This is a genomic window from Clostridium fungisolvens (assembly GCF_014193895.1).
Lineage (GTDB): Bacteria > Bacillota > Clostridia > Clostridiales > Clostridiaceae > Clostridium_AR > Clostridium_AR fungisolvens.
Genome location: NZ_BLZR01000001.1, coordinates 1,470,163 through 1,497,033 on the forward strand (window position 1 = coordinate 1,470,163; position 26,871 = coordinate 1,497,033).

Consider the following 26,871-nt stretch of genomic DNA (forward strand, 5'->3'; position numbering starts at 1 on the left):
ATATATAAAATAATTAAGGTAAGAGGAGGAAATTATGAAGGCAGCAGTATTGCACTCAGTAGGAGATATAAGGTATGAAAATATCGAAATAAAGCCTTATGGAGATGATGAAGTTAAGATAAAGGTTAAGGCAGCAGGGATATGTGGATCAGATCCTCCAAGAGCACTAAAGAAATGGAAATATCCTGTACCAGCTATATTAGGACATGAATTTTCAGGTTATATAGTTGAAGTAGGTAAGAATGTTAAAGGTTTTAAAGTTGGGGACAGAGTTGTTGCAGTTCCATTAGAACCATGTCATCAATGTGAGTATTGTAAAAAAGGACAATTTTCACTTTGTGAGAGTTACGATATGTTAGGGGCCACTTCTTTTGGAGGATTTGCAGAATATGCAAATGTAAAAGCAACTAATGTGTTAAAGATAGATGATATTGATTATGAAGAAGCTGCTATGATTGAACCTTTGGCAGTAGCACTACATGGGGTGTTAAATATAAATCCTCAACTTGGAGACACAGTAGCTGTTCTAGGAGCAGGAACTATCGGACAACTTACAATTCAATGGCTTAAAGTATCTGGAGTTGAAAAAATTATTGCAGTAGATATATCAGATAAGAAAATATCTGAGGCTATGAGTTTAGGTGCAGATATTGGAATAAACGCTTTAAAAGAAAATCCAGTAGAAAAGATAATGGAATTGACTAATGGATTTGGAGTAGATATCTGTATAGAGTGCGCAGGTTCAAAAATTACTCAAGAACAATGCTTACTAGTTACTAAGAAAAAAGGAAAAATAGGTTATCAGGGCATAGGACATGCAGGAATTGAATTATCAGAAGTTGCATTTGAAGGTATATTTAGAAAAGAATTGAATATTCAAGGTTTTTGGAATTCATATTCGGCACCATTTCCAGGGCAAGAATGGTTCAAGAGCATTGAGTATGTAAAGCAAAAAAAGATTAAATTAAAACAACTTATATCACATAGATTTTCTCTAGAAGATACAGCTAAAGCTTTTGAAATGATCGGAGAAAGAAAAGAAGAATATAACAAAATAATGATAGTTCAAGACTAGAGGGGGGATTTATAAGTGAAAGCATTAACAAAGACTAAACCAGGATATGACAACATGGAGTTATTGGACATAGTTGAACCCGTAGCCGAAAAAAACTTAGTGAAAATAAAGGTTGAGTTTAGCGGAATATGTGGTTCGGATCTTCATTCCTTTAAGGGAGAGTATGCCAATATAAAAACCCCAGTGGTTTTAGGTCATGAATTTTCTGGTGTAGTAGTAGAAATAGGATCTGAAGTAAAAAAAGTTAAAGTTGGAGATAGGGTTACAAGTGAAACAACTTTTGAAACTTGTGGAGAGTGTGATTACTGTAAAAGTAAAGACTACAACTTATGTCCATCAAGAAGAGGTATAGGGACTCAAGTAAATGGTAGCTTTGCTGAGTATTTAATATCTCGAGAAGAAAGTGTTCACGTATTACCAGAAGAAGTATCCTCGCTTTCAGCAGCTTTAACAGAACCTCTTGCTTGTTGTGTACATGCTGCCTTGGAAAAGACAACAGTGGTTAAAGATGATGTAGTTCTAGTTTTTGGCCCAGGACCAATAGGATTACTAGTAAGCCAAGTGGCAAAATCTCAAGGAGCTTATGTAATTCTTGCAGGAGTAACAAAGGATAAGGAAAGAATGAATTTGGCTACTGAACTTGGAATCGACAGAGTAGTGGATATACTACAAGAAGATTTAGAAAAAGTAGTCATGGAAAAAACAAATAATTATGGAGTTAATAAGGCATTTGACTGTTCAGGTGTAATCCATGCGGTTAATCAAGGATTGAAGCTTGTAAAGAAAAAAGGTGACTTTGTTCAAATCGGTATATTTGCTAAAAGCATGAATGAAATGAATCAAGAAGTCATAGTTCAAAGAGAAATAAACTATATAGGTTGTAGATCACAAAAACCAAGCTCATGGGTAACTTCATTAGAATTACTAAAAAATAAAAAAGTTGATACAGAAAAGCTTGTAACTAAGATAGTTCCACTTGATGACTGGAGAGATGGAATCGATGCAGCAATGCAGGGAACTGAAATAAAAGTAGTTATTAGATCTTAATTTGTAGAAGGAAGTGTTGTTATGAATGCAGATTTATTGAAGGTACATTCAGAAAAAATAAGAGAAAAAATATTAGTGATGATAACAGAAGCTCAGTCAGGACATCCAGGTGGATCACTATCTATAGCTGACATACTTACAGTTTTGTATTTTGAGCAAATGAATATAAATCTTGAGGATTTAAGAGATCCAGATAGAGACAGATTTGTTTTAGCAAAAGGGCATGCAGCACCTGCACTATACGCAACTCTAATGGAAAAAGGCATAGTATCTGAGGAATGGCTTGGTAAGTTAAGACAAATACATTCAATACTACAAGGACATCCAGATATGAAAGCAATTCCTGGAATAGATATGTCAACTGGATCACTGGGTCAAGGACTATCAGCAGCAAATGGAATGGCTTTAGCTGGAAGAGTTAAGAATAAAGATTACAGAGTTTACACAATTTTAGGTGATGGAGAATGCCAAGAAGGACAAGTTTGGGAAGCAGCAATGGCGGCAGCTCATTATAAATTAGACAATTTAACTGCTTTTCTTGATTTTAATGGTCTACAAATCGATGGTAAAAATTCAGAAGTTATGAACATCAATCCAATTGATGAGAAGTTTAAAGCATTTGGATGGAATGTAATATGTATAGATGGACATGATTTTGAACAAATAAATAATGCCGTTGAAGAAGCTAAAACTGTTAAGGGAAAACCAACAATGATTATCGCTAAAACTCATAAAGGAAAAGGCGTATCATTTATGGAAGATAATGCAGGATGGCATGGAGTAGCACCAAGTAGAGAAGAACTAAATGCAGCATTGAAGGAAATCAAGGGAGGTAATTAATATGAAAATGGCTACTAGAGAAGCATACGGTCAAGCTATATCAGAACTTGGAAAAGTTAATGAAAATATAGTAGTACTAGATGCTGATTTATCTAAATCCACTAAAAGTGCAGATTTTAAAAAGGTTGCACCAGAGAGATTTTTTAATATGGGAATAGCTGAAGCGAACATGGTAGGTACTGCAGCAGGACTTTCTACTTGTGGACTTATACCATTTGCATCAACTTTTGCGATGTTTGCAGCTGGAAGAGCTTTTGAACAAATCAGAAATTCTGTTGCTTATCCTAAATTAAATGTAAAGATAGTTGCAAGCCATGCAGGTATAACTGTTGGAGAAGATGGAGCCTCTCACCAAGCTATAGAAGATTTATCTCTAATGAGAAGTATTCCTGGTATGGTAGTAATTAACCCTAGTGATGGAGAAGAAACTAAACAAGCTATAAAAGCTGCTGCAGAATATTATGGGCCAGTATATATAAGAGTAGGTAGAATGGCTGTAGAAGATATACATCCAAATGGTTGTGACTTTAAGATCGGTAAGGGAGAGTTACTTAGATCAGGAAGCAAAGCAACTATAATTGCTACTGGTATAACTGTTGAAATGGCTTTGGAAGTAAGTAAAGAATTAGCTATAGATGGTATAGATGTTTCAGTTATTAACATGGCAACATTGAAGCCAATTGATAAGGAACTAATCATATCTGAGGCTAAAAAGACAGGAAAGATAATAACTATAGAAGAACATAGCATAATAGGTGGACTTGGTTCAGCTGTATGTGAAGTTGTTAGTGAAGAAAATCTTGCTTCTGTGAAAAGATTAGGAATGAAAGACACTTTTGGACAGTCAGGAAAACCAAAAGATTTAATGGAATTCTATGGATTGACAAAAGAACACTTAAAGGAAGAAGTTGTAGCAACAATCTTAGGTTAATAAAAATAATAAATTAAAAGTGGGGGAGTAAGTTATGGAAGCAATAATTTCACCATCATTGTTGTCAGCCAATCCATGTAATTATGGAGAAGATTTTAAGATTTTTAATAATAAAGATATAAAATCAATACACATAGACATTATGGATGGTCATTATGTTCCGAATCTATCCTTTGGAATAGACCAAGTGGCAGCACTGAGAAAACTAACAGATATTGAATTTGATGTTCACTTGATGGTAACAGAACCAGATAAGTTTGTAGAAGCATTAGTGGAAGCTGGAGCAAACAGCATTACAATACATGCTGAGGTAGCACTACATCTGTATAAAAGCATACATTACTTAAAAAGCTTTGGTATAAAAGCAGGAGTAGCGATTAATCCGGCAACACCAATAGGTTGCTTAGAGCACATTTATCCAATAGCAAATAGAATATTAATAATGTCAGTAGAGCCAGGTTTCGGAGGACAATCATTTATACCATTCACCTTGGAAAAGATAAAAGCGCTTAATGAAATCAAGAAGAGAAATAATTATGACTTTACGATTCAGGTAGATGGGGGCATTACACTTGGCAATATTAAAGAGGTTATTGATTGTGGAGCTAGAGACATAGTCATAGGATCATCACTATTTAAACAAGATTTAGCTGAAAACATAGACTTGTTTAACAAGGTAATTAATGAAATTAAAAACATCCCATAGCCCCCACAGTGTTAATAAAAAAGTAGGAGAATATTGCGAGTATTCTCCTATTCTTTTATAAATTATACTACGAGACTAATGGATTTACAATAATGAAGAATTTAGCAAATATTGAAAGGTTGATATAGATATGAAAATTGCCATAGGTTGTGATCACGGAGGATTAAAACTAAAGAATAAAATAAGACAGTATTTGTTGGGAAAAAATATTGAGGTTCAAGATTTTGGGGCGTTTAGCGAAGTCAGTGTGGACTATCCTGAATACTGTATTAAGGTTTCTAAAGCTGTATTAGAAAAAGAATGTGAACTTGGTATATTGTGCTGCGGAACAGGAATTGGAATGTCAATAGCAGCAAATAAATTCAATGGGATTAGAGCTGCAGTAGTAAGTGACACTTTTTCAGCTAGAGCTACTAAGGAGCACAATAATACAAATATATTATGTCTAGGGGAAAGAGTAATAGGAGAAGGTCTAGCTCTTGACATAGTTGATACTTGGATTAACGCTGAATTTTTAGGTGGTAGACATAGCAATAGATTAGCTATGGTTGAGAATATTGAACGTGGAGAGGTATAAAGATGAAACACTTCAATCCGAAATCTATTTTCAAACCCCCTCTGGTTTCTGAGAGAAGAATTTGAAAATATGCATTTGATTATGAAGTGGTTCACCAAAATTCATACTAATAAAGTAATATTATTTGAAAAATTATATATATTTAACAAGGTATAGTGAGTTAACAAAAGTTATTCAAACATAAGATATTATCTATGTTTGAAATTAAACGCTAATATATTTAAGTAGCTAGGGGGAATTTTTATGATCGAAAAATTAAAGAAGCTTCAAAACGGCACAGATATAAGAGGAATAGCTATTGAAAATTCAGAGCATAGCGTAAATTTTACACCTAGAGTAGCAAGATTTATAGGACATGGATTCTTTAATTGGTTAAGAAATAAAAATACTGATAATAAGAAAATTAATATAGCTGTAGGAATAGATTCTAGACTATCGGGGCCTTCCATAAAGGAAGAGGTAATAGACTTGCTAATAAACGTTGGGTGTGATGTTTACGATTGTGGGATGTGTACCACTCCTGCTATGTTTATGACTACAATACATGAAAGCTATAAATGTGATGGAGCTATAATGATTACTGCAAGTCATCTACCTTACTATTATAATGGACTTAAATTTTTTACTCCACAGGGTGGATGTGAAAAAGAGGATGTAAGAGAAATCTTGAATACTGCTTGTGAAACAGAGCTTGTTTATACTGCAAAAGGAAGTTTAAATAAGATAGATTTTATAGAAGAATACTCAAATATTCTAGTAAATAAGATAAGAAATGAAGTTAATTCACAAACTAATTATAACGAACCGTTACAAGGACTAAAGATAATTGTAGATGCAGGAAATGGTGCAGGCGGTTTTTTTGCAAACAAAGTGCTTAAAAGATTAGGAGCAGACACTGAAGGAAGTCAATTTTTAAATCCTGATGGAATGTTTCCGAACCATATTCCGAATCCAGAAAATAAAGAAGCGATGAAATCAATTAGAGATGCTGTGATAAAATCAAGAGCAGATTTAGGTATAATATTTGATACTGATGTAGACAGAGCTGCAATAGTTAGCAGTGATGGGACTGAGATAAACAGAAACTCATTGATAGCACTGATTTCAGCCATAGTTCTAGAAGAACATCCGAGATCCATAATAGTTACAGATTCAGTAACTTCTAATGGACTTAGAGATTTTATTACAGACCTAGGTGGAAGGCATCATAGATTTAAAAGAGGATATAGAAATGTTATAAATGAATCCAAGAGAATAAACGAAGAAGGGTTAGACAGTCAGCTTGCTATTGAGACTTCAGGACATGCTGCTTTAAAGGAAAATTACTTTTTAGATGATGGAGCTTATCTTATAGCTAAAATATTGATTAAGATGGCAAAGCTAAAAGAACAGGGAAAGAAGATAGAGAGTTTAATAAAAAATCTAAAAAAACCTTTAGAAAGCACGGAAGTTAGAGTTAAAATAAAAACTGAAGAGTTTAGCAGCTATGGAAGTCAAGTTATTAGTGGTCTAAGAAATTATGTATCTAATATTCCAGGATGGAGTATTGAGGATAAAAACTATGAGGGAATAAAAATCAATTGTGATAAAGCTAACGGTGATGGATGGCTGTTATTAAGAATGTCGTTGCATGAACCAGTGTTACCTATAAATATAGAATCAGATTCTAAAGGCGGTACTAGCAACATATTAAAGGTATTAACATCATTCCTTAAGAAATACGAAGAGTTGGATCTATCAGAAATTGAGCGTATAATAAAAAAGGATAAGGATCTTATATTATCATAAGGCTATCAGAATTATAGATTTTCTAACTCAACTATTAATTTACACATGACATATAATCACCAGAAGCCGTGAGTATCAAGCATGTATAAATTAAGTATATACTTCCTGAATATTCTACAAAGTTATCAAGTACCCTGCAAGATAACAGAAAGTTAAATTACGGAGGTGTAGGTAATGAAATTAGCTGCGTCAATAATGTGTGGAAATCAATTGAATTTAGATAGCGAATTGAAGGCATTAGAAGAAGCAAAAGTAGACTTATTACACTGCGATGTGATGGATGGCGTTTTTGTTAATAATCTAGCCATGGGACCATATGTGTTGGAAGCTATTAAAAATGGCACTAATATTCCTTTGGACATACATCTTGCTACCCTAAATCCAGAAAAATATATAAAGATGTATTCTTACTTAAAGCCAGAATATATGTCCTTTCATATAGAGGCAAGCAGTAATGTAGAAAGAGATATATATTTATTAAGAGAACAGGGGATTAAACCAGTACTCGCAATAAGTCCAGAAACTCCTATTGAAAATATTGAAAAGTACCTGCTAGAGGTAGAAATGATTTTAGCTATGACTGTGAATCCAGGTTTTGCTGGTCAAAAATTTAGATATGAAGTAATAGAGAAAATAGTTAGAATTAATAAATCACTTAAAGATAAGCCTGGGAGACCAATGATAGAAGTTGATGGATGTATCAATAAAACTACTATGGAAGCTTTGAGGGAGCAAGAAGTGGATGTTTTTGTCTTAGGAACTTCAGCTTTGTTTAAAAACGATGGACAAACATATAAGAAAAAGATAAAGGACATAAGAGAATCTTATAGTAATTACTTTAAAGTTAATCTGAAATGATGGATGTTAAATTATAAAAGTTATCATAAAGTTAGTTTACCTACAATAGACTAAATTTTATCTTAAATATATATTTTATTGTAAAAATATATAATAAAAATCCTTTGTAATTCATTAAATACATGAATTACAAAGGATTTTTTGCTTTTTTACAGTATGCGGATGATGCTGTCCATAATGCAGGTATACTATGAGAAAAGTGATTATTTAATTTCAACGAGATGCTTAATTTTCAGTAACACATTCTTTTAATATAAATATAATGATTAAGTAAATTTAAATCATTAATTTATAAGGAGAATCTACATGAAAACTCTTAAAAGGATCAGTATTATATTTTTGACCCTCATGCTTTCAGTTGTAGCTTTAATATCTTGCGGTGGACCAAAAACAACTCCAGAAGACAGTGCGAAGATAATTTTAGATGTAGTGATAAAAGATGATAAGAGTAATATTGATAAGGTAGGTATAACTGAAAAAGAATATACAGGCATTAGAGATGCTTTTGAAAATGGATTGATGAAGGGGATTTCATCTTCAGGAGTGGATGAAAACATATTAACTAACGAAGTAAAAGATAAGTTTAAAAGCGATATACTTACAGGTCTAAAGAAAGTAAAATATGAGGTAAAGAAAATATCTGAAGATAAAGATACTGCAAAGATAGAAGTGAAATTAAATGGATTTGATATGGAAAAGATAGCAAAAACAGCTGAAGATGAGCTTAAAAAGGAGTATGTAGCTAATCCATCTATGACTGAGAAAGATATCTACCAAGAATCCTTTAAAATTGTTGGTGGAAAAATTGCTGATGGTGTTCTTGTTGAAAATCCAAAGACTATGACTTTGACCTTTACTAAAGAAAACAATGTATGGATGCCAAAGGAAAGCGAATTAGTTGACTTGATGTCAGCAATAGTAAATTAACTATAAATTTATACTAGAAGTTGACAGCGAATATAATACATGATATCCTATGTTTAACAATTAACCTTTAACTTGATCCAGAGAGATCAATAAGGAAGTTATATTAATGCTAAAATGAAGATAAACCAAGCAGAGTTATAAGTATAACCTAGTATTTTATGATACTTTATATAACATAAAACATTTAGGGTTTATCTGTGTGCTACCGTAGCGATATTATGCCTTCCTTTATAGGAAGGCTTTTTTACTGCCTAGGAAATGCTAAGATTTTCAAGATAGCTAAACCTAATTATTTAACCAATTTAGCTAGTTTTTTAAATCGGACAGTAAAAAAGATAATCGCCTGCCATAATTTCTATACTATATTTTGAAAAGGCAGATGGGCAAAATAATATTAGCGTTCTATATAGTTTTCCTTCTTTAAATTAACACCGAGATGTTAAAAAGGAGAGATGAATATGTTAAAAGGCAGAAGTCTAATAGATCCTATGGATCTATCTAAAGAAGAATTAGAAGAAATATTTAAATTAGCAAGTGATATAATGTCATGTCCAGAAGAATTTTCTAAGGTTTGCGATGGCAAACTACTGGCAACTCTTTTCTATGAACCAAGTACTAGGACAAGATTCAGTTTCGAAGCTGCAATGATGAGACTGGGTGGTAAAGTAATTGGATTTTCAGAACCTAATTCAAGTTCTGTTTCTAAAGGTGAATGTCTTGCAGACACAATAAGAACTGTGGGCTGCTATTCAGATATAATTGCAATCAGACATCCAAAGGAAGGCTCAGCAAAGGTAGCGTCTATATACTCCGAAGTTCCAGTTATCAACGCTGGAGATGGAGGTCATCAACACCCTACACAAACCTTAACTGATTTACTAACTATTAAAGAACTTAAGGGTACCTTTAACAATATGACTATAGGTATATGTGGTGATTTAAAGTTTGGTAGAACAGTACATTCCTTACTAAAAGCCATGTCAAGATATGATAATAATAGATATATCTTAATTTCTCCAAGTGAATTAAAAATTCCTGATTATATAAGAGAAGAAGTATTAAACAAAAACAATATTGAGTTTATTGAAGTTGAAACTTTAGAGAACTCAATGGAACAACTTGATATACTCTACATGACTAGGGTACAAAAAGAGAGATTCTTTAACGAAGCAGAATATCTAAGACTTAGAGATAGCTATATTTTAGATAAAGAAAAATTAAAAAAGGCGAAAAAGGATCTTATGATAATGCATCCGCTACCTAGAGTAAATGAGATTGACTATTCTATAGATGAAGATGAAAGAGCGTGTTATTTTAAACAAGCTAAATTCGGAATGTATGCAAGAATGGCGCTTATTGCCAAGCTTTTGGGGGTGAGATAATGCTTCAGGTTACTAGTATAAAAAAAGGTATTGTTATAGATCACATCACAGCTGGAATGGGAAACAGCATATATAAATATCTAAACTTAGACAGTGCAGACTACTCTGTAGCGCTTATAAAAAACGTTGAGAGTAAGAAATTAGGTAAAAAAGATATCATAAAGATAGATAATGTAATAGACATTAACTATGAGATATTAGGGCTTATATCCCCTTCAATTTCAATAAACATTGTTGAAGGTGAAAGTATAGTAAAAAAGCTTAAACCAAAACTTCCAAGTGAAGTTGAAAATTTAATAAAGTGTAAGAATCCAAGATGTATTACTACTGTAGAGGAGTATATCCCTCAAAAATTCATACTGACCAACAGAGAAAAAGGTACGTATAGATGTTGTTATTGTGATGAAGAGCATAAACTAACGATTAGACTGGAGGAATAGATCATGGATTTACTGATAAAGAACGCCAATATTATAGATGCAAGTCATAGTTTTTATGGTGACATATATATAAAGAACGGAAAAATTGAAGAAATATCTAGTAATATAAGTGATAAAAAGTGTGAGGTTGTAGATGCTGAAGGACTTACTGTTATGCCTGCGTTTGTTGATATGCATGCCCATTTTAGGGAACCAGGTTTCACTTATAAAGAAGATTTATACACTGGATCAAGAACAGCTGCAAAAGGTGGATATACCACAGTTAATTTAATGGCTAATACAAACCCTATTTGTAGCTCAAAGGAAGTTCTAGATTATGTCTATAAGAAGAATAATGAAGCTGGTTTAATAGATGTTCATCAATGTGTGTCTATAACAAAGAATTTTGATGGACAAACAATAACGCACTTAGAAGAATTCTCTGATGAAGTAAAAGCAATATCCGATGACGGTAAGGGAGTTTCGGATTCTAGAATTATGATGGAAGCTATGAAGAAAGCTAAGGAAATGGATTGGCTTGTAATATCTCATGCTGAAAGTCATGAATTTTCCGATATAGATATGAGGCTTGCAGAAAATATGATGACTTGGAGAGATGTTAGTCTTGCAAAGTATACTGGAGCTAAGCTTCATATGGCCCATGTAAGTACAAAAGAGGCTATGAAATATGTAATAGACGCAAAGTGTGATGGAACAAAGGTTACATGTGAAGTTACCCCGCATCATATAGCATTAAGTGATGATGTTTCAAATTACAGAGTTAATCCCCCAATAAGACCAATAGAAGACGTAAGTTTCCTAGTTAAGGCAATCGAACATGGAGATGTAGATGTAATAGGTACTGATCATGCACCTCATTCATATGAGGACAAAGAAAAAGGTGCACCAGGACTTATAGGACTGGAGACAGCATTCCCTATATGTTACACCAAACTTGTAAAGGAAAAATATATAAATTTAAATAAGCTTAGCGAGATGATGAGCTCAAAGCCAGCTGAGCTTTTGAAGTTAAATAAAGGAAAGATTTGCCCGGGATATGAAGGGGATTTAGTGATACTCGATTTAGAGAAGAAGTTTAAAGTTAAGGAAGAGTATATACTTTCAAAAAGTAAAAACACTCCTTTTATAGGGTGGGAACTTTGTGGGGTAGTTGAGAAGACAATAAAAGCTGGAAAGATAATTTTTGATAGGCAGGGGGAAGATATAAATGAGTAATCAAATAATTGATAAATTATATGAAAAGGTAGAAAAAAATGGGGTAGTATGTGTTGGTTTAGATACTGATATAAGTTACATCCCGCAAGAGCTGCTAAGTAAGTTTGTAAATATAGAGGATGCTATCTTTGAATATAATAGAAGAATAATTGATGCAACTTATGATGTAGTAGCGTGCTTTAAACTACAAATTGCCTATTATGAAGCTTTGGGGATGAGTGGACTTAGAGCATACAGTAAAACCTTAAAATATCTTAGAGATAGAGATTTACTTGTAATTGCAGATATAAAAAGAGGTGATATAGCTGCAACTGCAAAGATGTATGCAAAGGCACATTTTACAGGAGAATTTGAGAGTGATTTCATAACATTAAATCCATATATGGGGATGGATAGTATAGAACCGTATTTACCATATCTAGAAAAGCATAATAAGGGAATCTTTGCACTAGTTAAGACCTCAAACAGTGGATCAGGTGATATACAAGACTGCATAATAGAAGGTAAAGATGAAGTTTATGAACATGTAGGAAGTATGATAGAAAACTTAGGTAAAGATTACATAGGGGCTAGTGGTTACAGTTCTCTTGGAGTTGTAGTTGGATGTACTCATAGGGAACAAGCAAAGAAGCTTAGAAAAAGCCTTGCATCATCATACTTCTTAATACCTGGATACGGTGCTCAAGGTGGAAAAGCAGAAGATGTTGCTCTTTCACTAAGAAGTGGCAATGGTGGTGTAGTAAATTCCTCAAGAAAGATATTACTTGCATATAAAGAAGAAGAAAATTTCATCAACTTTGAGGATAGCTCAAGGAAAGAAGCTATAAGGATGAGAGACGATATAAAGAGAGCAGTGCTTGAATTGGAGGCTAAAAATGAAGGCTAACTATAAAAAAGTTAAGATAATAGATAATGTAAACTTGGTAAGTAACATTTATAAGATCTCCTTAGCTTGTGATGATGATATAGTCTCTGGTCAATTTTATATGCTAAAGCCTAAGAAATCGCTCCTAGGTAGGCCAATATCGATATGCGAAAAAAGAGATGGTGTTATATCATTCTTATATGCAGTAGTAGGAAAAGGTACTGAAGAATTTAAAGAACTTAAAAGGGATGAATTTATAGATGTAATTGGTCCATTGGGGAACGGATTCGATGAAAATAAGCAGTATGGAAGAGTTGCATTAGTTGCTGGAGGCATAGGAATAGCTCCAATGCTTCAGCTCTCAAAGGTTATAAAGGATAAAGGAGTTTCAAAAAAGTTAGACTTATATGCAGGTTTCAGGGATGAGATTTACTTAATTGAAGAATTAAATGATTTTGTAGATGAAGTGTTCATAGCTACTGATAAAGGAACATATGGACATAAAGGCTTTGTAACAGAGATTATAGATTACTCAAAGTATGATACCATATTATGCTGTGGACCAGAGGTAATGATGAAGAAGGTAATTGATGGAGCAAAAGCAAATAATGTAGAGATATATGCATCTATGGAAAAACATATGGCTTGTGGTGTGGGAGCATGTCTTGTATGTACCTGCAAAACAAAAGAAGGTAATAAAAGAACTTGTAAAGATGGCCCTGTATTTAATGGTCACGATCTAGAACTTTAGGAGGATGAAGCTATGCTAAAAGTAAATATAAATGGGATAGATTTTAAAAATCCAATTATTGCTGCTTCAGGCACATATGGTTTTGGAGAAGAATATGGAGATTTCTATGATGTAGGAATTTTAGGTGGTATAAGTTCAAAAGGCCTAACATTAAATAGCAGACAAGGTAATGATGGAATAAGAGTATTTGAAACAGAAGCTGGTATGATGAATAGTGTGGGCTTACAAAACCCAGGAGTAGATGCATTTATAACCGAAGTTTTACCTAAGATGAGACTTTTGAATACAAATATAATAGCTAATTTAGGTGGCAGTACTGTTGAAGATTATGAAATAGGCGCTGAAAAACTTGATAGAACGGATATAGACATGATTGAACTTAATATATCATGTCCAAATGTTAAATCTGGAGGTATGGCTTTTGGTATTAAAGCAGATGTGGCATACGATGTTGTATCTAAAGTAAGAAAGGTTACAAAGAAGCCACTGATGGTCAAGCTATCACCAAATGCAGAAGATATTGTTGAAATGGCTATAAGTTGTGCAAAAGCTGGAGCTGATTCTTTATCATTAATAAATACTGTAAAGGGTATGGCCATAGATATAAAGAAAAGAAAACCAGTATTTAATAATACTTTTGCAGGACTTTCAGGCCCAGCCATAAAACCAATTGCACTAAGAATGGTGTATGAAGTTTCTAAAGTGGTGGATATACCTGTAGTTGGATTAGGTGGAATAATGAATGCCAACGATGCTATAGAATTCCTAATGGCAGGAGCTAAGGCGGTGCAAATAGGAACGGTGAATTTTGTGAATCCAACAGCGGCACCAGAAATAATAGAAGGAATAGAGAAATTCTTAAGAGATCAAGGAATAAAGGACATCAATGAGATAATAGGAATCATCTAAAGTTTAATATATACTGAAATTAAGTTGTCATGTATCCGATGCTTTAATGAGCTTACGCAAAGAATTAATATGATTTTGTCATATTCCATGGCTAAAACTGTAAACTCACTACGTTCGAACAGTACAGTTTATTAACGCCATTCCATCTGAAAAAATCATTTAATTCTAATAGCTCGCTCATAGAGCATCTCCTTCATAACAACTTAATTTCAAAATACTCTTAAAAATACTCTCAAATATAATGAAAACAAATGGTTTTGAAGTTAAAATATTCAATAAAAAGGAGATAAGAAATTATGGTTTTAGAAATATTAAAAGAAGTTGAAGCATTACTAGAAGGACATTTTTTACTATCATCAGGAAAACATTCTAATAGATATTGTCAATGTGCAAAACTGCTACAACATCCTGATAAAGCAGAAAAGGTATTAAGTGTTGTTGCAGAGCAACTTTCAAATATTGATTTTGATTTAGTTGTAGGACCAGCTATGGGTGGTGTAATAGTAGCGTACGAATTAGGCAGACAAATGAAGAAACCAGCAATTTTCACAGAAAGAGAAAATGGGGAAATGACACTAAGAAGAGGATTTTCTATAAAGCCTGGACAAAAAGTTATTATAACAGAAGATGTGGTTACAACAGGTAAATCCTTTAAGGAAGCTGCAAAGGTTATAGAAAGTTTTGGCGGTGAAGTAGTAGCGGTGGTATGTATAGTTGACAGAACTACAGCAAAAGTAACTGATTATCCAATGTTTAGTGCAATAAAGTTAGATATTGAATCCTACGAAAAAGATGAATGTCCATTATGTAAGGAAAACATACCATATATAAAGCCTGGGAGCAGAAATATAAAATAATTATGAAAGTGGTTCCAACTGAGGATACGATTTTTAAAATAAAATGTATCCTCTTTCTCTTGCAATATTTGATTTAATAATTTATTATTTAAAGTGTAAATACGAACTTTATTGTTAAATTAGCGAAAAATGTTTGTGCCAAAAAAATAATTTTTACAATAATTTTGAGGTTATTATAAAATATATCGTTAAAAAATAAACAAAGCATTAAGAGTTATATGATCTGTTCAATATAAAATATGAGATATAATTTTTAAATTATCATGTATATAACTTAAAATTAAATAAAATAATAAAAAAAGCAAATGAAAATATGTTTCAAGTGAAATAATATCTTAACAAATGTATACTAATATGGTATAATATTTTTACAAAATCAAATACATATATTATGATATAAATAGAACTTTTAATGTAGCAATAAAGCTACAGCAAGGAGGATTTTCATGTATAAACAATGGGATGATTTTAAAGCAGGTACATGGCAGGAAAAGATTGACGTAAGAAACTTTATTCAAAAGAACTATACATTATATGAAGGAGATAAAAGCTTTTTAGCTGCTCCAACAGATAAAACAAAAAAGGTTTGGGAAATCTCAAGTAATCTTATAGTTGAAGAAATTAAAAAAGGTATTATAGATGTAGCAACTGATAGAGTTTCAGGCATAGATAACTATGAACCAGGATATATAGATAAAGATAACGAAGTAATCGTTGGATTACAAACAGATGAACCACTTAAGAGAATAGTAAATCCATTTGGTGGATTTAGAATGGTAGAACAATCTTTAGAGGCATATGGTTATGAGTTAGATAAAGATATAACAGAAAATTTCCCTAAGTATAGAAAGACTCACAATCAAGGCGTTTTTGATGCATATAGCGACGAAACAAGAGCTGCTAGATCTGCAGGACTTTTAACTGGACTTCCTGATGCTTACGGAAGAGGTAGAATAATTGGTGACTATAGAAGAGTTGCACTTTATGGTATTGATTATTTAATAGAAGAAAAGAAGAAGGATCTTAAAGAACTAAAAGGCGACTTCTTAGACGAGTTAATAAGAAAAAGAGAAGAAGTTTCAGAACAAATAAGAGCACTTAAGGATATTAAGTCAATGGCAGCTAGATATGGTGTTGATTTATCAGTGCCTTCAGCAAATGCAAAAGAAGCAGTTCAAGCTGTTTATTTAGGATACTTAGCAGCAATTAAAGAAAACAACGGAGCTGCAATGTCACTTGGAAGAACTAGTACTTTCTTAGATATCTATATAGAAAGAGACTTAAAAAATGGTGTAATAACTGAAGAAGAGGCTCAAGAAATTATAGATCAATTTATTATCAAACTAAGACTAGTAAGACACTTAAGAACTCCAGAATATAATGAATTATTTGCAGGAGACCCAACTTGGGTTACTGAATCAATAGGTGGTGTTGGAGTTAATGGTAAGCCATTAGTTACGAAGAACTCCTTTAGATACCTTCATACATTAATCAATCTTGGAACTTCTCCAGAACCAAACTTAACTATACTTTGGTCAGAAAAGCTTCCTGAAAACTTTAAGAAATATTGTGCTGAAATGTCAATACTTACAGATTCGATTCAATATGAAAATGATGATGTAATGAGACCTATATACGGAGATGACTATGCTATAGCTTGCTGTGTTTCTGCAATGAAGGTTGGAAAGCAAATGCAATTCTTCGGAGCTAGATGTAACTTAGCTAAGGCACTTCTATATGCAATAAATGGTGGTGTTGATGAAAAGAAGGGAACTGTAGTTATAAAGGGACTTAAGCCTATAACTGATGAAGTACTTGACTTCGAAACAGTTAAAGAAAACTACAATAAGGTTCTAGAATATGTTGCGAAATTGTATGTTGATACAATGAACGTAATTCATTATATGCATGATAAGTATGCTTATGAAGCTGGACAAATGGCTTTACATGATACTGAAGTTGGAAGACTTATGGCGTTTGGAATAGCAGGTTTATCAGTTGCTGTAGACTCATTAAGTGCTATTAAATATGCTAAGGTTAAACCTATAAGAGAAAATGGTATAGCTATTGACTTTGATATAGAAGGTGATTTCCCTAAATACGGAAATGATGATGATAAGGTAGATGATTTAGCTGTTCAACTAGTTGAAAAGTTCTCTACTGAACTTAAGAGACATCCATTATATAGAAATGCTAAACATACATTATCTGTACTTACTATAACTTCAAATGTAGTTTATGGTAAGAAGACAGGAGCTACACCTGATGGAAGAAAAGCTGGAGAAGCTTTTGCACCAGGAGCAAATCCAATGCATGGTAGAGATGCAAATGGAGCGCTAGCATCATTAAACTCAGTAGCTAAGATTCCATATACTCCATATTGTGAAGATGGTGTATCAAATACATTCTCAATAGTACCAGATGCATTAGGAAAAGAAGCTGATTTAAGAGTAGAAAACCTCGTGTCAGTAATGGATGGATATTTCTCACAAGGAGCACATCACTTAAATGTTAATGTGTTTAATAGAGAAACTCTAGTAGATGCTATGGAACACCCAGAAAAATACCCAACTCTAACAATTAGAGTATCAGGATATGCTGTTAACTTTAACAGATTAACAAGAAACCAACAATTAGAAGTTATAAGCAGAACATTCCACGAAAGTTTATAGTATAATTAAAGGAAGCTCAATAGAGCTTCCTTTATTAAAAATAATTGATAGTTTTTTGACAAGTCATTTCATGTGTGGGTTAAGTTTAAGTAATTTTAGATAAATACCCAAAGGTATCATGAAAGAGAGGAGAATGAGTATGATAAAAGGAACAATTCATTCAATAGAATCAATGGGGCTTGTAGATGGACCTGGAATAAGAGTAGTAGTCTTTTTTCAGGGGTGTAAACTAAGATGTGCTTACTGTCATAACCCAGACACATGGGCTGAAAAAGGCGGTGGAACTGAAATAAGCGCTGAAGAACTGATTAAAAAAATACTAAGGTTTAAGCCGTATTTTTCAAAATCAGGAGGCGGAGTGACTTTCTCAGGTGGTGAGCCACTATTACAACCAGAATTTTTAATAGAGTGTTTAAGGTTATGTAAGGAAAATGGAATACATACGGCGTTAGATACAGCTGGATATGGACTAGGAAATTATGAAGAAATATTAAACTATGTTGATTTGATATTATTTGATGTAAAACATATTAAGAAAGAAAAGTATAAGGAATTAACATTATCTAACATAGATGAATCCTTGAAATTTTTAGAAGTGGCACAAAGATTAGAAAAGAAAATGTGGATAAGACATGTTGTGGTGCCTGGTATAACTGATAGTGAAGAACATCTAGAGGAACTTTCTAAATATATAATGAATATTAGGAACGTAGAAAAGGTAGAATTACTTCCTTATCATGTATTAGGGGTAAACAAGTATGAAATAATGAATATTAATTATAGGCTAAAGGATGTAAAGCCTATGAATAAAGAATATACAAAAAAGTGGCAAGACAAGATAAATGAAAGTCTAAAAAAGCGTCAAGGTAGCTAAGCCTTGGCGTTTTTAGTTTGGGCTAACTTTTTAGTTACATTTAAACTATATAAAAAATGAAAAAAGTAGAATATGTCTCATGTAAGATTCTTCACTGCGCTTAAGAAAATGCAGATTCGCAAAAAAAATCACTGAAGAAAGTCACTTCAGCGATTTTTTTCTTTAGTAATTATTATTCAACTACTGAAAATTGATCCTTGCCAACTCCACATAGAGGACATAACCAGTCTTCTGGAATATCTTCAAAAGAAGTTCCAGGAGCTACTCCATTGTCTTCATCACCTATAGCTGGATCATAAACATAACCACATACATCACAAACATAACTTTTCATCTAAAATTACCTCCTAAATTTATATAAAGTGTGTTATTAACAAATAATAATTATTAATTAATTCAATATTATTATATCATATGAAAACAATAAATCAAGTATATTTTTTCATAATTAGCAGAATTTATACTATAATAATAGTAATGGAGGGAGGCTTAGTAATGAAAAAATTTTTACTCAATACTATTATAATATGCGTTTTTTTGTTTTTTATAACATGCATTTTAACCTTTGCTACTGAACTAAGTGTGAAATCACAACTTAAGGCTAGTAATAAGGTGGAATACAAGGTATCTGATAATAAAGTACAGGTTCCTAATTCTTCGGAAAGGGCAATAGCGAATTACCAGTTCTCAAAAGTTTTTTTAGTAGTAAGATTAATTATAACATTCTTAATACCAGCCTTGTTTATTTATTTAGGTGCAATAAGGCTGGCTAATGAATTTAAAGGAAATGAATTTCTTAGACTTATTAAATTAACTTCACTTTATTTGTTTTTTGATTTGTTTTTATCTATTCCGTTATCATTCTTTAGTTCATTTTATAGATTGAAACTCATAGGTATATCAAACTCAACATTTTCTTTGTGGGGAGAAAACTATATTAAAAGCTTTGCTTTAAATTTTATTATAACAGTTGTATTTGTAATAATTCCTTATATTATATTTATAAAGTTTAAACGCTGGTATATAGTCCTAGGGCTTCTTACAGTGCCTGTAGGTTTTGTAGGTAGTATTTTAGCACCTGTGTTTATAGACCCCTTATTTAACGATTTTAAGCCTATACAGAACGTCCAGGTAAAGCAGGAGATATTATCCTTGGCTAAAAAGGCTAATATTGGTGATGTCACCATATTAGAAGTGGATAAGAGCAAAGAGACTAAAGCATTAAATGCCTATATGTCTGGTATATTCAATACTAAGAGAATAGTTATATGGGATAATACATTGAATCAATTAAGTTCAGAAGAAATTCAATCAGTAGTTGCACATGAAATAGGCCATTATAAGCTTAATCATATTCCTAAATCCATAGCCCTATCAGGAATTCTCTCAATAATATTACTAGGTCTTACAGATTTAATTTCGAAAAGAATAGTGATGAAAGTAGGATTTTTCAAAAATAACATAGTAAATTATAAATCATTAGCTGCAGTACCTATTTTAATACTTATTTTCACTATATTGTCAACTTTGTCCGATCCGCTAACAAATTGGTATTCTAGAAAAATTGAAATGGATGCAGATAAGTTTGCAATTGAGTTAACTCATGATAATCTAACTAACGCAAAGTTAGAAGCTAGATTTATGGAAACTAATTTATCTATGAATGATGTGAATCCACTTTATAAGTTTTGGGTTTATGATCATCCAACGCCTAAGGAAAGAATTGAGATGAGTAATGATTATAAGCCTTGGGAGACGGGGGATTATAGATTCGATAAGATAATAAATGAAAAATAAAAAATGAAAAAAAGGTTGTCTTAAAATAAATTCTTCATGAAAGAGTTATTTTAGACAACCATTACCTATTTATTAATCATTTTACTAAAGTAGCCAGCTGGAATATGTTTTTGTTTTATACCTTCAATAACAGCAAGATAAGTGGCTGCAGTATCAAAACGTGCATCATGATAATTTCCGCTTCCTTCAAAAAGATTATCCGCAGTTTGTGCGATCTTTTCTTTTGTAATATTAAGAAACTTTATTAGCTCTTCTAATTTAGGGTTCTTGTATTCACCATTAGGTCTTAATAATTTGCATACATTTTTGTAATAATTCATAGTACAAAAAGTATTTTTTGGTTCCCAGTCTTCTCCCATTCCAAACAATTCATGCTTCAAAAACTTGATATCAAAGGATACGTTATGACCTATAACAAAATCTGCTGTTACAAAGTCTTCGTAAAATTCTTCAACTAAGTCTTCAAAATACAATCCATTACTTAAATCATATAATTTTTCCATTGAGAAGCCATGAACCTCTTCTGCTGCAGGGTCCATTTGGTCTACTGTAAAGAAAAAGTTCTTACCTACTGTTGTTTGTGGTTTCACAGAGGAGTCAACCACTATGTAACTTAATTGGCATATACTGCCTGGTCTTATACTAGTTGTTTCAGTATCAAAAAATAAGAGTTTCATTTCATTCCTCCTAATAGCATCGTATGAAAATTCAATGAGTATTTAAACATACACATTAATGATTATGTAAAAATATTAAGTGAACAATATACTCAAAAAATTAATTACTAACTCTTTACTTATAAATAACATAATAACATAATATAATAAAAAGTTTTATATGAAAAGTTTTATCAGTGAAATAGCAAAGTTAAAAATGAAAAAATCTCGGATAAGAATCCGAGATTAAAGATTTTCAGCTATAACTTGAAGCATCTTAAGGCAATTTTTTAGTGTTGTATCCTCAACATCTAGTTTTGGATTAAACTCTACAAAATCCATTGAACGAACCTTTCTAGTTAATAGCACTGATTTTGTAATTGAAGTAACTTCATCAAACGATAACCCTTCGCTTACAGGAGTACCAGTACCAGGAACTAAAGATGAGTCTAAACAATCTATATCAAAGCTTAAATGAAAATTATTTACTTTAGAAGAGTCTAAAGCATCATAGAATTCTCTTATAACCCTATCTGTTCCTTTATCTTTTATAGCTTTAGTAGTCCATACATTTAGTCCAAGTTCCTCAATAAGGTCTAACTCACCCTTATCTAAGTCTCTTGCTCCAAGTATGAATATATTTGAGGGTTTAACTTTTCTTCCTTCAAAATATATATCTACAAGATCTTTATAACCTAGTCCCATTGAAGCAGCTAGTGGCATACCATGTACATTTCCGCTTGGTGAAGTTGTGTCAGTGTTTATATCACCGTGAGCATCTATCCATATTACGCCGAAATCATCACCATGAAATTTTGCTGATCCAGCAACTGAACCAAGCCCTAGTGAGTGATCACCACCTACTGTAAAGGGAAAACAATCAGATGTTAATGAATTATATACAACGTGAGCCAAATTAGTATTCACTTCTGTTATTGGAGATAAATACTTCATTACGCTATGGTTAGTATATTTATCTTTTTCATCAACTGTCTCGACATATAAATTTCCTAAATCATAAATTTTGTGTTTACCATCTACACTAAGGACTGTTTTTAATTCGTTATCTCTTAAGGCATTTGGTCCAAATTCTACGCCTGGTCTATCACATCCATAGAAAAGAGGAACACCTATCAAATTAATGTTCATATGAAGCACCTCCAATAATCTTTTGTTAGCCAAAAAAGATTATATATTATATTCCTGCAAAATATAAGTATTTTTGAAAAAAAAATAAAAAAATTGTTATTTTAGATTTTGTTATAAAAATATATGTTAAAAAATTATCATTATATCTTGATAATTATTTTCAAATGATATAAAATATTATTATACAATAGTATATTAAATACAACAAAAAAAGATACTAATTAATATATAGTTTTAAGTATAAAAAGTATTTTATACCAGTAAGAAAAACCATAAACAGTTTATATTTCTATCATTGTAATAATAAAGAATATAGGTCAAAAAGGAGGACGAGGTAAATGTTAAAAGATAAAGCAAGTAAAATATCAATTATAGGAGCAGGCTTTGTTGGTTCCACTACAGCATATGCATTAATGCTAGAAGGGTTAGCATCAGAAATTGTTATAGTAGATATAAATAAAGATAAAGCTGAAGCAGAGGCTATGGATTTAGCACATGGAGCAGCTTTTGTAAAAGCTGTTAATGTAATGGCAGGAGAGTATTCAGATACAGAAAATTCAGATATAGTTATAATTACTGCAGGAATAGGACAAAAGCCTGGAGAAACTAGACTAGATATTATAAATAAGAACTTGGCAGTGTTTAAACAAATAGTTCCTGAAATTGTAAGGTATAGTCCTAATGCAATCTTACTAGTTGTATCAAATCCAGTGGATATATTAACTTATATAACATATAAGTTATCAGGGCTACCAGAAAATAGAGTAATTGGTTCTGGAACAGTATTAGATACATCTAGGTTTAAATCAATGCTCAGCGATCATTTTGAAATTGATGCGAGAAACATTCACACATATATTATAGGCGAACATGGGGATTCAGAAATTGCAGCTTGGAGTCTAACTAATATAGCTGGAATGAGTGCAGAGGATTATTGCCAGAAAACTTGTGAGAGATGTGATGGAAACTTTAAGTTCACTATACCAGAAAAAGTTAAGAATGCAGCATATGATATAATCAACAAAAAAGGGTATACAAATTATGCAGTAGCTCTTGCAATAAGAAGAATTGTAGAAGCTATTCTTAGAGATGAAAATTCAATTCTTACAGTTTCATCTTTATTTAGAGGCCAGTATGATATAGAGGATGTCTATTTAGCTATACCAACTATAGTAAATAGAGATGGTGCTAAGAAGATATTAGAAGTGCCATTATCTGAAGAAGAGAAAAATAAATTAACTGAATCAGCAGAAATATTAAAATCTCACTTAAAAGATGCGAAACTTCAATAAATTTAAATATAATTCATATTTAAATTGCCACTTTATCTAAATTTAAGTTCATAAACCATCCAAAATAAGATTTGGGAAGGTTTATGAACAATATTTTAGATGGAGGTGGCAATTTTTTTATTATTTTTAAAATTATGAAAAAAATAATGAAAGCAATAAGCAAGTAGAGGCTAGTTTACATATAAATATATAAATTAACCTAAATTTCATATTCTTATATTTTTTCGTATGATTTTGGATATACTAATTTGGAATCCTTTATGAAAAATAAAATATATTAACAAATATATACTTTAAAAAAGTAGGCAGCAATAAATTTGAACGATGTTTTAAACAACTTTATCTAAAATGCGAAAATAAAATAAGCTTAGGGTGATGGTGATGCAAAAAAGAGCAAGAAGTTTATTAAAGTTTGTTGCAATAATAATGTTATTATTGATTATATTTTGTTCTTTGGGATATTGGTACCTAAGAAATACTATATATTCAAATGATGAGATCAAGTTTACAGAGGAAAATATCGAGGAAAAAGTTCAAGTAAGTCAGTACTTTAATCATGCATTTCAAGGAATTAATCCCATAACAGGGAGTATTCCGAGTAGTGAAGTAAAAGAGAATGCAAATAGGGAAATATATAAAGAACAAGAGGGGGTAACCAATATACTCTTGCTAGGAACTGATGGGAGAACGTTAAATGAAAATTCAAGATCAGACTCTATAATAATTGCAACCTTAGACAACAATCACAAGAAGATAAAATACACATCCATAATGAGAGATACTTATGTACAAATAAAAGGGCATGGAGAAGATAAAATAAACAGCGCTTTTGCATATGGAGGTGTTAAATTATTAACTGATACAATTTATAGGAATTTTAATATGAAAATAGATAAATATATACTTGTGAATTTTTGGGGGTTTGAAGATATAGTAAATGAATTAGGCGGTATAGATGTTAGCATAAAAGAATATGAAATTAAAGAGATAAATAAATATATAGGTGAGGTAGATGAGGTCAAATCACCTGAAATTACTCATGCAGGAATGCAGCATCTAGATGGACAACAAGCATTAGCCTATTCCAGAATACGAAAAGTAGGAAATGGAAGTTATGAAAGAACTCAAAGACAAAGGACAGTAATGACTGAAGTTGGTAAAAAGATAATGAATATTAATCCAATACAATATCCTAATATGTTAAAAGCAATACTTCCATATATAAAAACCAACGTTGAACCAATACAACTCATGAATTATGCTTATACTGCATACTCAATGGGGAGCGTAGAATTCGAAGGGTTGCAGCTTCCTGCAAATGAATTGTGCGAAGGTAAGATCTATAGAGGGTCATGGGTACTATTAATTGATAAAGAACAAAATGCAAAGATGTTGAACGACTTTATTTTTAAAGATAAAAAATACGATCCTAAAAATTTTGACAGAAAACAGGTTCAATCGATAATGAATGATTACTCAAGCAGAGAGTAAAAAATAAGATATAGGAAGAATCCTATATCGAAATATAAAGTAAAAATAAAGTTAAGAGGGCAAATTAAATTCCGTTCAAATAATATATATTCTACATATTATTAAAAATTCCTCCTTTTATATGATAAAACATATAGCAAAATTAAATAAAATTAAATAAACTAATAATTCTTACATCTATATATTAATAAATAATAATTAATAATTATATTAAATTTGCTAAACTAAGTTGCAATTATTGAACATATACATTTATAAAGGTACATTTAAAAGTTTAAGCAGAATATTATTAATATAAACGCTTCAGATACAAATGTATTACAGTTTAATTTTAGTATAGTGACTTATCTATAAATACTTTTATGAAGCGAATCTATATAAGGGGGTTGTTAGTTTGAAAAAAACTTATGTACTTGATACCAACGTTTTATTGTACTCACCAGGGGCTGTGTTAACCTTCGAGGATAATGATGTAGTCATTCCAGAAGTTGTATTAGAAGAACTGGATAATTTGAAGAAGACAAATAATGATTTGGGATTAAATGCAAGGCATGCTGCAAGGCTATTGGATAAATTGAGGAAAGAAGGTAACTTAAGTGAAGGCATTCAATTGCCAGGTGGGGGCAGTTTAAGAGTTGAATCAAATCACTATGGAACTAAAATACCTCCAAGCTGGGATATTGTGAAGGCTGATAACAGAATAATACAAGTATGCATAGCACTTAAAGAAAGTGGAGAGGACGTTCATTTAATAACAAAAGATATATTTGAAAGAATTAAGGCAGATACAGTAGGAATTGAAGTTGATGATTTTCATGAAGAAGTTGTTCCAGAACAAGATAACCAATATACTGGTAGAATTGAAGTTTATGCTACTCAAGAAGTAATTGAGAAATTCTATAAGGAAAAGCAATTAAAGCCAAGTGAGTTATCAGTATATGATAATAGCAACCAGACATATGTAGAGCCGAAATTAGAAATAAATCAATTTTTGATTTTACACTGTGCAGACAATAACAAGCAAACTGCATTAGGTAGATTTGATGGTCAGGTGATAGTGCCACTTATCTATAAAGATTGTAAATCCTTTGGGCTCTCAGCAAGAAATGTTGGACAAAAGTTCATGATGGAATGCCTATGGACAGATGCGTCCAAAGCACCATTAGCAATAATTAAAGGACCTGCTGGAACTGCTAAAACTCTATTTTCTTTAGCAACCGGACTCCAAAAAATATTAGAAGAGCAAAATAGTCAGTTTAGAAGGATATTGGTATGTAGACCTAATGTTACAATGGATGAAGAAATAGGGTATTTACCAGGCTCTGAGCAGGAAAAAATCGCTCCTTTTATGAGGCCAATTTTTGATAATTTGGAGATTTTAATAGATTCAGATGAAAATGAAAGATATAGAAATGAAAAAGAATTAAATGATAAGATAATGGAATTGTTTGATAGAAAGATTATAACTACTGAAGCAGTTGCTTATCTGAGAGGAAGATCAATAGTTAAAAATTGGGTTATAATTGATGAAGCACAAAATCTTACCCCAAAACAGGTAAAGGCAATTATAACTAGAGTTGGTGAAGGAACAAAGTTAATATTAATCGGTGATCCGGATCAAATAGATCAACCGTTCTTAGATTCTAGATCAAATGGGTTATGTTATGCTTCAGAAAAGATGAAGGGAAGTAAACTTTGTTATCAAGTAACTTTGAAGTATGATGAATGTGAAAGAAGCGCCATTGCTTTTGAGGGAGCAAAAAGATTGTAAA

25 protein-coding genes are annotated in these 26,871 nt (G+C 31.9%); 22 read left to right on the plus strand and 3 right to left on the minus strand.

What is annotated here, in order from left to right:
* Positions 1-34: 34 nt before the first annotated feature.
* From bsdtw1_RS05980 to pflA, 18 genes are all read left to right on the plus strand, one after another.
* Positions 35-1,075 carry a galactitol-1-phosphate 5-dehydrogenase gene (locus bsdtw1_RS05980; protein WP_183276691.1) on the plus strand — a complete coding sequence of 347 codons (1,041 nt, stop codon included), beginning with the start codon at positions 35-37 and terminating at the stop codon, positions 1,073-1,075.
* Between the two features lie 15 nt (positions 1,076-1,090).
* Positions 1,091-2,122 (plus strand): zinc-binding dehydrogenase, encoded by a 1,032-nt coding sequence (locus bsdtw1_RS05985; protein WP_183276692.1) that lies wholly within the window; start codon positions 1,091-1,093, stop codon positions 2,120-2,122.
* 21 nt (positions 2,123-2,143) lie between these two features.
* Positions 2,144-2,962, plus strand: a complete 819-nt coding sequence (locus tag bsdtw1_RS05990) for a transketolase (protein ID WP_183276693.1) — start codon at positions 2,144-2,146, stop codon at positions 2,960-2,962.
* Positions 2,958-3,893: a transketolase family protein gene (locus tag bsdtw1_RS05995; RefSeq protein ID WP_205245302.1), complete on the plus strand. Its 936-nt coding sequence runs from the start codon at positions 2,958-2,960 to the stop codon at positions 3,891-3,893. The genes bsdtw1_RS05990 and bsdtw1_RS05995 overlap by 5 nt, the downstream gene beginning before the upstream one ends.
* Before the next feature lie 34 nt (positions 3,894-3,927).
* A complete protein-coding gene (gene rpe / locus bsdtw1_RS06000; protein ID WP_183276695.1) occupies positions 3,928-4,599 on the plus strand; it encodes a ribulose-phosphate 3-epimerase in 672 nt (223 codons plus the stop codon).
* A 130-nt stretch (positions 4,600-4,729) separates the two neighbouring features.
* Entirely contained in the window at positions 4,730-5,176 is a 447-nt protein-coding gene (gene rpiB / locus bsdtw1_RS06005; protein WP_183276696.1) for a ribose 5-phosphate isomerase B, read from the plus strand.
* A gap of 243 nt (positions 5,177-5,419) precedes the next feature.
* Positions 5,420-6,964 (plus strand): phosphohexomutase domain-containing protein, encoded by a 1,545-nt coding sequence (locus bsdtw1_RS06010; protein ID WP_183276697.1) that lies wholly within the window; start codon positions 5,420-5,422, stop codon positions 6,962-6,964.
* Positions 6,965-7,138: 174 nt separating this feature from the next.
* The gene (locus bsdtw1_RS06015; RefSeq protein WP_183276698.1) at positions 7,139-7,822 is read left to right on the plus strand and encodes a ribulose-phosphate 3-epimerase; all 684 of its coding nucleotides are present in this window, start codon (positions 7,139-7,141) and stop codon (positions 7,820-7,822) included.
* A gap of 306 nt (positions 7,823-8,128) precedes the next feature.
* Positions 8,129-8,749 carry a DUF5105 domain-containing protein gene (locus tag bsdtw1_RS06020; protein WP_183276699.1) on the plus strand — a complete coding sequence of 207 codons (621 nt, stop codon included), beginning with the start codon at positions 8,129-8,131 and terminating at the stop codon, positions 8,747-8,749.
* Between the two features lie 458 nt (positions 8,750-9,207).
* The gene (pyrB, locus tag bsdtw1_RS06025) at positions 9,208-10,131 is read left to right on the plus strand and encodes an aspartate carbamoyltransferase (RefSeq protein WP_183276700.1); all 924 of its coding nucleotides are present in this window, start codon (positions 9,208-9,210) and stop codon (positions 10,129-10,131) included.
* Complete coding sequence (locus tag bsdtw1_RS06030) at positions 10,131-10,571, plus strand: aspartate carbamoyltransferase regulatory subunit (protein WP_183276701.1); 441 nt, start codon at positions 10,131-10,133, stop codon at positions 10,569-10,571. The genes pyrB and bsdtw1_RS06030 overlap by 1 nt, the downstream gene beginning before the upstream one ends.
* A gap of 3 nt (positions 10,572-10,574) precedes the next feature.
* A complete protein-coding gene (locus bsdtw1_RS06035) occupies positions 10,575-11,786 on the plus strand; it encodes a dihydroorotase (protein ID WP_183276702.1) in 1,212 nt (403 codons plus the stop codon).
* Positions 11,779-12,672: an orotidine-5'-phosphate decarboxylase gene (gene pyrF / locus bsdtw1_RS06040; RefSeq protein ID WP_183276703.1), complete on the plus strand. Its 894-nt coding sequence runs from the start codon at positions 11,779-11,781 to the stop codon at positions 12,670-12,672. Before bsdtw1_RS06035 ends, pyrF begins: the two co-directional genes overlap by 8 nt.
* Positions 12,662-13,402: a dihydroorotate dehydrogenase electron transfer subunit gene (locus tag bsdtw1_RS06045; RefSeq protein WP_183276704.1), complete on the plus strand. Its 741-nt coding sequence runs from the start codon at positions 12,662-12,664 to the stop codon at positions 13,400-13,402. Before pyrF ends, bsdtw1_RS06045 begins: the two co-directional genes overlap by 11 nt.
* Positions 13,403-13,414: 12 nt before the next feature.
* The gene (locus tag bsdtw1_RS06050) at positions 13,415-14,311 is read left to right on the plus strand and encodes a dihydroorotate dehydrogenase (protein ID WP_183276705.1); all 897 of its coding nucleotides are present in this window, start codon (positions 13,415-13,417) and stop codon (positions 14,309-14,311) included.
* Between the two features lie 296 nt (positions 14,312-14,607).
* Positions 14,608-15,168: an orotate phosphoribosyltransferase gene (pyrE, locus tag bsdtw1_RS06055; RefSeq protein ID WP_183276706.1), complete on the plus strand. Its 561-nt coding sequence runs from the start codon at positions 14,608-14,610 to the stop codon at positions 15,166-15,168.
* A gap of 446 nt (positions 15,169-15,614) precedes the next feature.
* Positions 15,615-17,840 (plus strand): formate C-acetyltransferase, encoded by a 2,226-nt coding sequence (gene pflB / locus bsdtw1_RS06060; protein WP_183276707.1) that lies wholly within the window; start codon positions 15,615-15,617, stop codon positions 17,838-17,840.
* Between the two features lie 139 nt (positions 17,841-17,979).
* On the plus strand, positions 17,980-18,714 hold the full coding sequence (gene pflA / locus bsdtw1_RS06065; protein WP_183276708.1) for a pyruvate formate-lyase-activating protein: 735 nt from the start codon (positions 17,980-17,982) through the stop codon (positions 18,712-18,714).
* A gap of 172 nt (positions 18,715-18,886) precedes the next feature.
* Here the strand turns inward: pflA and rd are convergent, their stop codons facing one another.
* A complete protein-coding gene (rd, locus tag bsdtw1_RS06070; protein WP_183276709.1) occupies positions 18,887-19,048 on the minus strand; it encodes a rubredoxin in 162 nt (53 codons plus the stop codon).
* Between the two features lie 161 nt (positions 19,049-19,209).
* Between rd and bsdtw1_RS06075 the strand changes: the two genes are divergently transcribed.
* Positions 19,210-20,511 carry a M48 family metallopeptidase gene (locus bsdtw1_RS06075; protein ID WP_183276710.1) on the plus strand — a complete coding sequence of 434 codons (1,302 nt, stop codon included), beginning with the start codon at positions 19,210-19,212 and terminating at the stop codon, positions 20,509-20,511.
* Positions 20,512-20,576: 65 nt separating this feature from the next.
* On the opposite strand, the gene bsdtw1_RS06080 is transcribed toward bsdtw1_RS06075, so the two are convergent.
* Both bsdtw1_RS06080 and rocF read right to left on the minus strand, forming a co-directional pair.
* Positions 20,577-21,188, minus strand: coding sequence for a 3'-5' exonuclease (locus bsdtw1_RS06080; protein WP_183276711.1), 612 nt, complete (start codon positions 21,186-21,188; stop codon positions 20,577-20,579).
* A 225-nt stretch (positions 21,189-21,413) separates the two neighbouring features.
* Positions 21,414-22,316 (minus strand): arginase, encoded by a 903-nt coding sequence (gene rocF / locus bsdtw1_RS06085; protein ID WP_183276712.1) that lies wholly within the window; start codon positions 22,314-22,316, stop codon positions 21,414-21,416.
* A 338-nt stretch (positions 22,317-22,654) separates the two neighbouring features.
* On the opposite strand from rocF, the gene bsdtw1_RS06090 reads away from it, so the two are divergent.
* The 3 genes from bsdtw1_RS06090 to bsdtw1_RS06100 all read left to right on the plus strand — a co-directional run bounded on the left by bsdtw1_RS06090 (position 22,655) and on the right by bsdtw1_RS06100 (position 26,870).
* The gene (locus bsdtw1_RS06090) at positions 22,655-23,608 is read left to right on the plus strand and encodes an L-lactate dehydrogenase (RefSeq protein WP_183276713.1); all 954 of its coding nucleotides are present in this window, start codon (positions 22,655-22,657) and stop codon (positions 23,606-23,608) included.
* Between the two features lie 381 nt (positions 23,609-23,989).
* The gene (locus tag bsdtw1_RS06095) at positions 23,990-25,099 is read left to right on the plus strand and encodes an LCP family protein (RefSeq protein WP_183276714.1); all 1,110 of its coding nucleotides are present in this window, start codon (positions 23,990-23,992) and stop codon (positions 25,097-25,099) included.
* Between the two features lie 394 nt (positions 25,100-25,493).
* Positions 25,494-26,870: a PhoH family protein gene (locus bsdtw1_RS06100; protein ID WP_183276715.1), complete on the plus strand. Its 1,377-nt coding sequence runs from the start codon at positions 25,494-25,496 to the stop codon at positions 26,868-26,870.
* Position 26,871 lies beyond the last annotated feature (1 nt).

Coding starts and splice junctions, on each gene's coding strand:
- bsdtw1_RS05980 (WP_183276691.1), top strand. CDS start 35: ATGAAGGCAGCAGTATTGCACTCAGTAGGAGATATAAGGTATGAAAAT.
- bsdtw1_RS05990 (WP_183276693.1), top strand. CDS start 2,144: ATGAATGCAGATTTATTGAAGGTACATTCAGAAAAAATAAGAGAAAAA.
- rpe (WP_183276695.1), top strand. CDS start 3,928: ATGGAAGCAATAATTTCACCATCATTGTTGTCAGCCAATCCATGTAAT.
- rpiB (WP_183276696.1), top strand. CDS start 4,730: ATGAAAATTGCCATAGGTTGTGATCACGGAGGATTAAAACTAAAGAAT.
- bsdtw1_RS06010 (WP_183276697.1), top strand. CDS start 5,420: ATGATCGAAAAATTAAAGAAGCTTCAAAACGGCACAGATATAAGAGGA.
- bsdtw1_RS06015 (WP_183276698.1), top strand. CDS start 7,139: ATGAAATTAGCTGCGTCAATAATGTGTGGAAATCAATTGAATTTAGAT.
- bsdtw1_RS06020 (WP_183276699.1), top strand. CDS start 8,129: ATGAAAACTCTTAAAAGGATCAGTATTATATTTTTGACCCTCATGCTT.
- pyrB (WP_183276700.1), top strand. CDS start 9,208: ATGTTAAAAGGCAGAAGTCTAATAGATCCTATGGATCTATCTAAAGAA.
- bsdtw1_RS06030 (WP_183276701.1), top strand. CDS start 10,131: ATGCTTCAGGTTACTAGTATAAAAAAAGGTATTGTTATAGATCACATC.
- bsdtw1_RS06035 (WP_183276702.1), top strand. CDS start 10,575: ATGGATTTACTGATAAAGAACGCCAATATTATAGATGCAAGTCATAGT.
- pyrF (WP_183276703.1), top strand. CDS start 11,779: ATGAGTAATCAAATAATTGATAAATTATATGAAAAGGTAGAAAAAAAT.
- bsdtw1_RS06045 (WP_183276704.1), top strand. CDS start 12,662: ATGAAGGCTAACTATAAAAAAGTTAAGATAATAGATAATGTAAACTTG.
- bsdtw1_RS06050 (WP_183276705.1), top strand. CDS start 13,415: ATGCTAAAAGTAAATATAAATGGGATAGATTTTAAAAATCCAATTATT.
- pyrE (WP_183276706.1), top strand. CDS start 14,608: ATGGTTTTAGAAATATTAAAAGAAGTTGAAGCATTACTAGAAGGACAT.
- pflB (WP_183276707.1), top strand. CDS start 15,615: ATGTATAAACAATGGGATGATTTTAAAGCAGGTACATGGCAGGAAAAG.
- pflA (WP_183276708.1), top strand. CDS start 17,980: ATGATAAAAGGAACAATTCATTCAATAGAATCAATGGGGCTTGTAGAT.
- rd (WP_183276709.1), bottom strand. CDS start 19,048: ATGAAAAGTTATGTTTGTGATGTATGTGGTTATGTTTATGATCCAGCT.
- bsdtw1_RS06075 (WP_183276710.1), top strand. CDS start 19,210: ATGAAAAAATTTTTACTCAATACTATTATAATATGCGTTTTTTTGTTT.
- bsdtw1_RS06080 (WP_183276711.1), bottom strand. CDS start 21,188: ATGAAACTCTTATTTTTTGATACTGAAACAACTAGTATAAGACCAGGC.
- rocF (WP_183276712.1), bottom strand. CDS start 22,316: ATGAACATTAATTTGATAGGTGTTCCTCTTTTCTATGGATGTGATAGA.
- bsdtw1_RS06090 (WP_183276713.1), top strand. CDS start 22,655: ATGTTAAAAGATAAAGCAAGTAAAATATCAATTATAGGAGCAGGCTTT.
- bsdtw1_RS06095 (WP_183276714.1), top strand. CDS start 23,990: ATGCAAAAAAGAGCAAGAAGTTTATTAAAGTTTGTTGCAATAATAATG.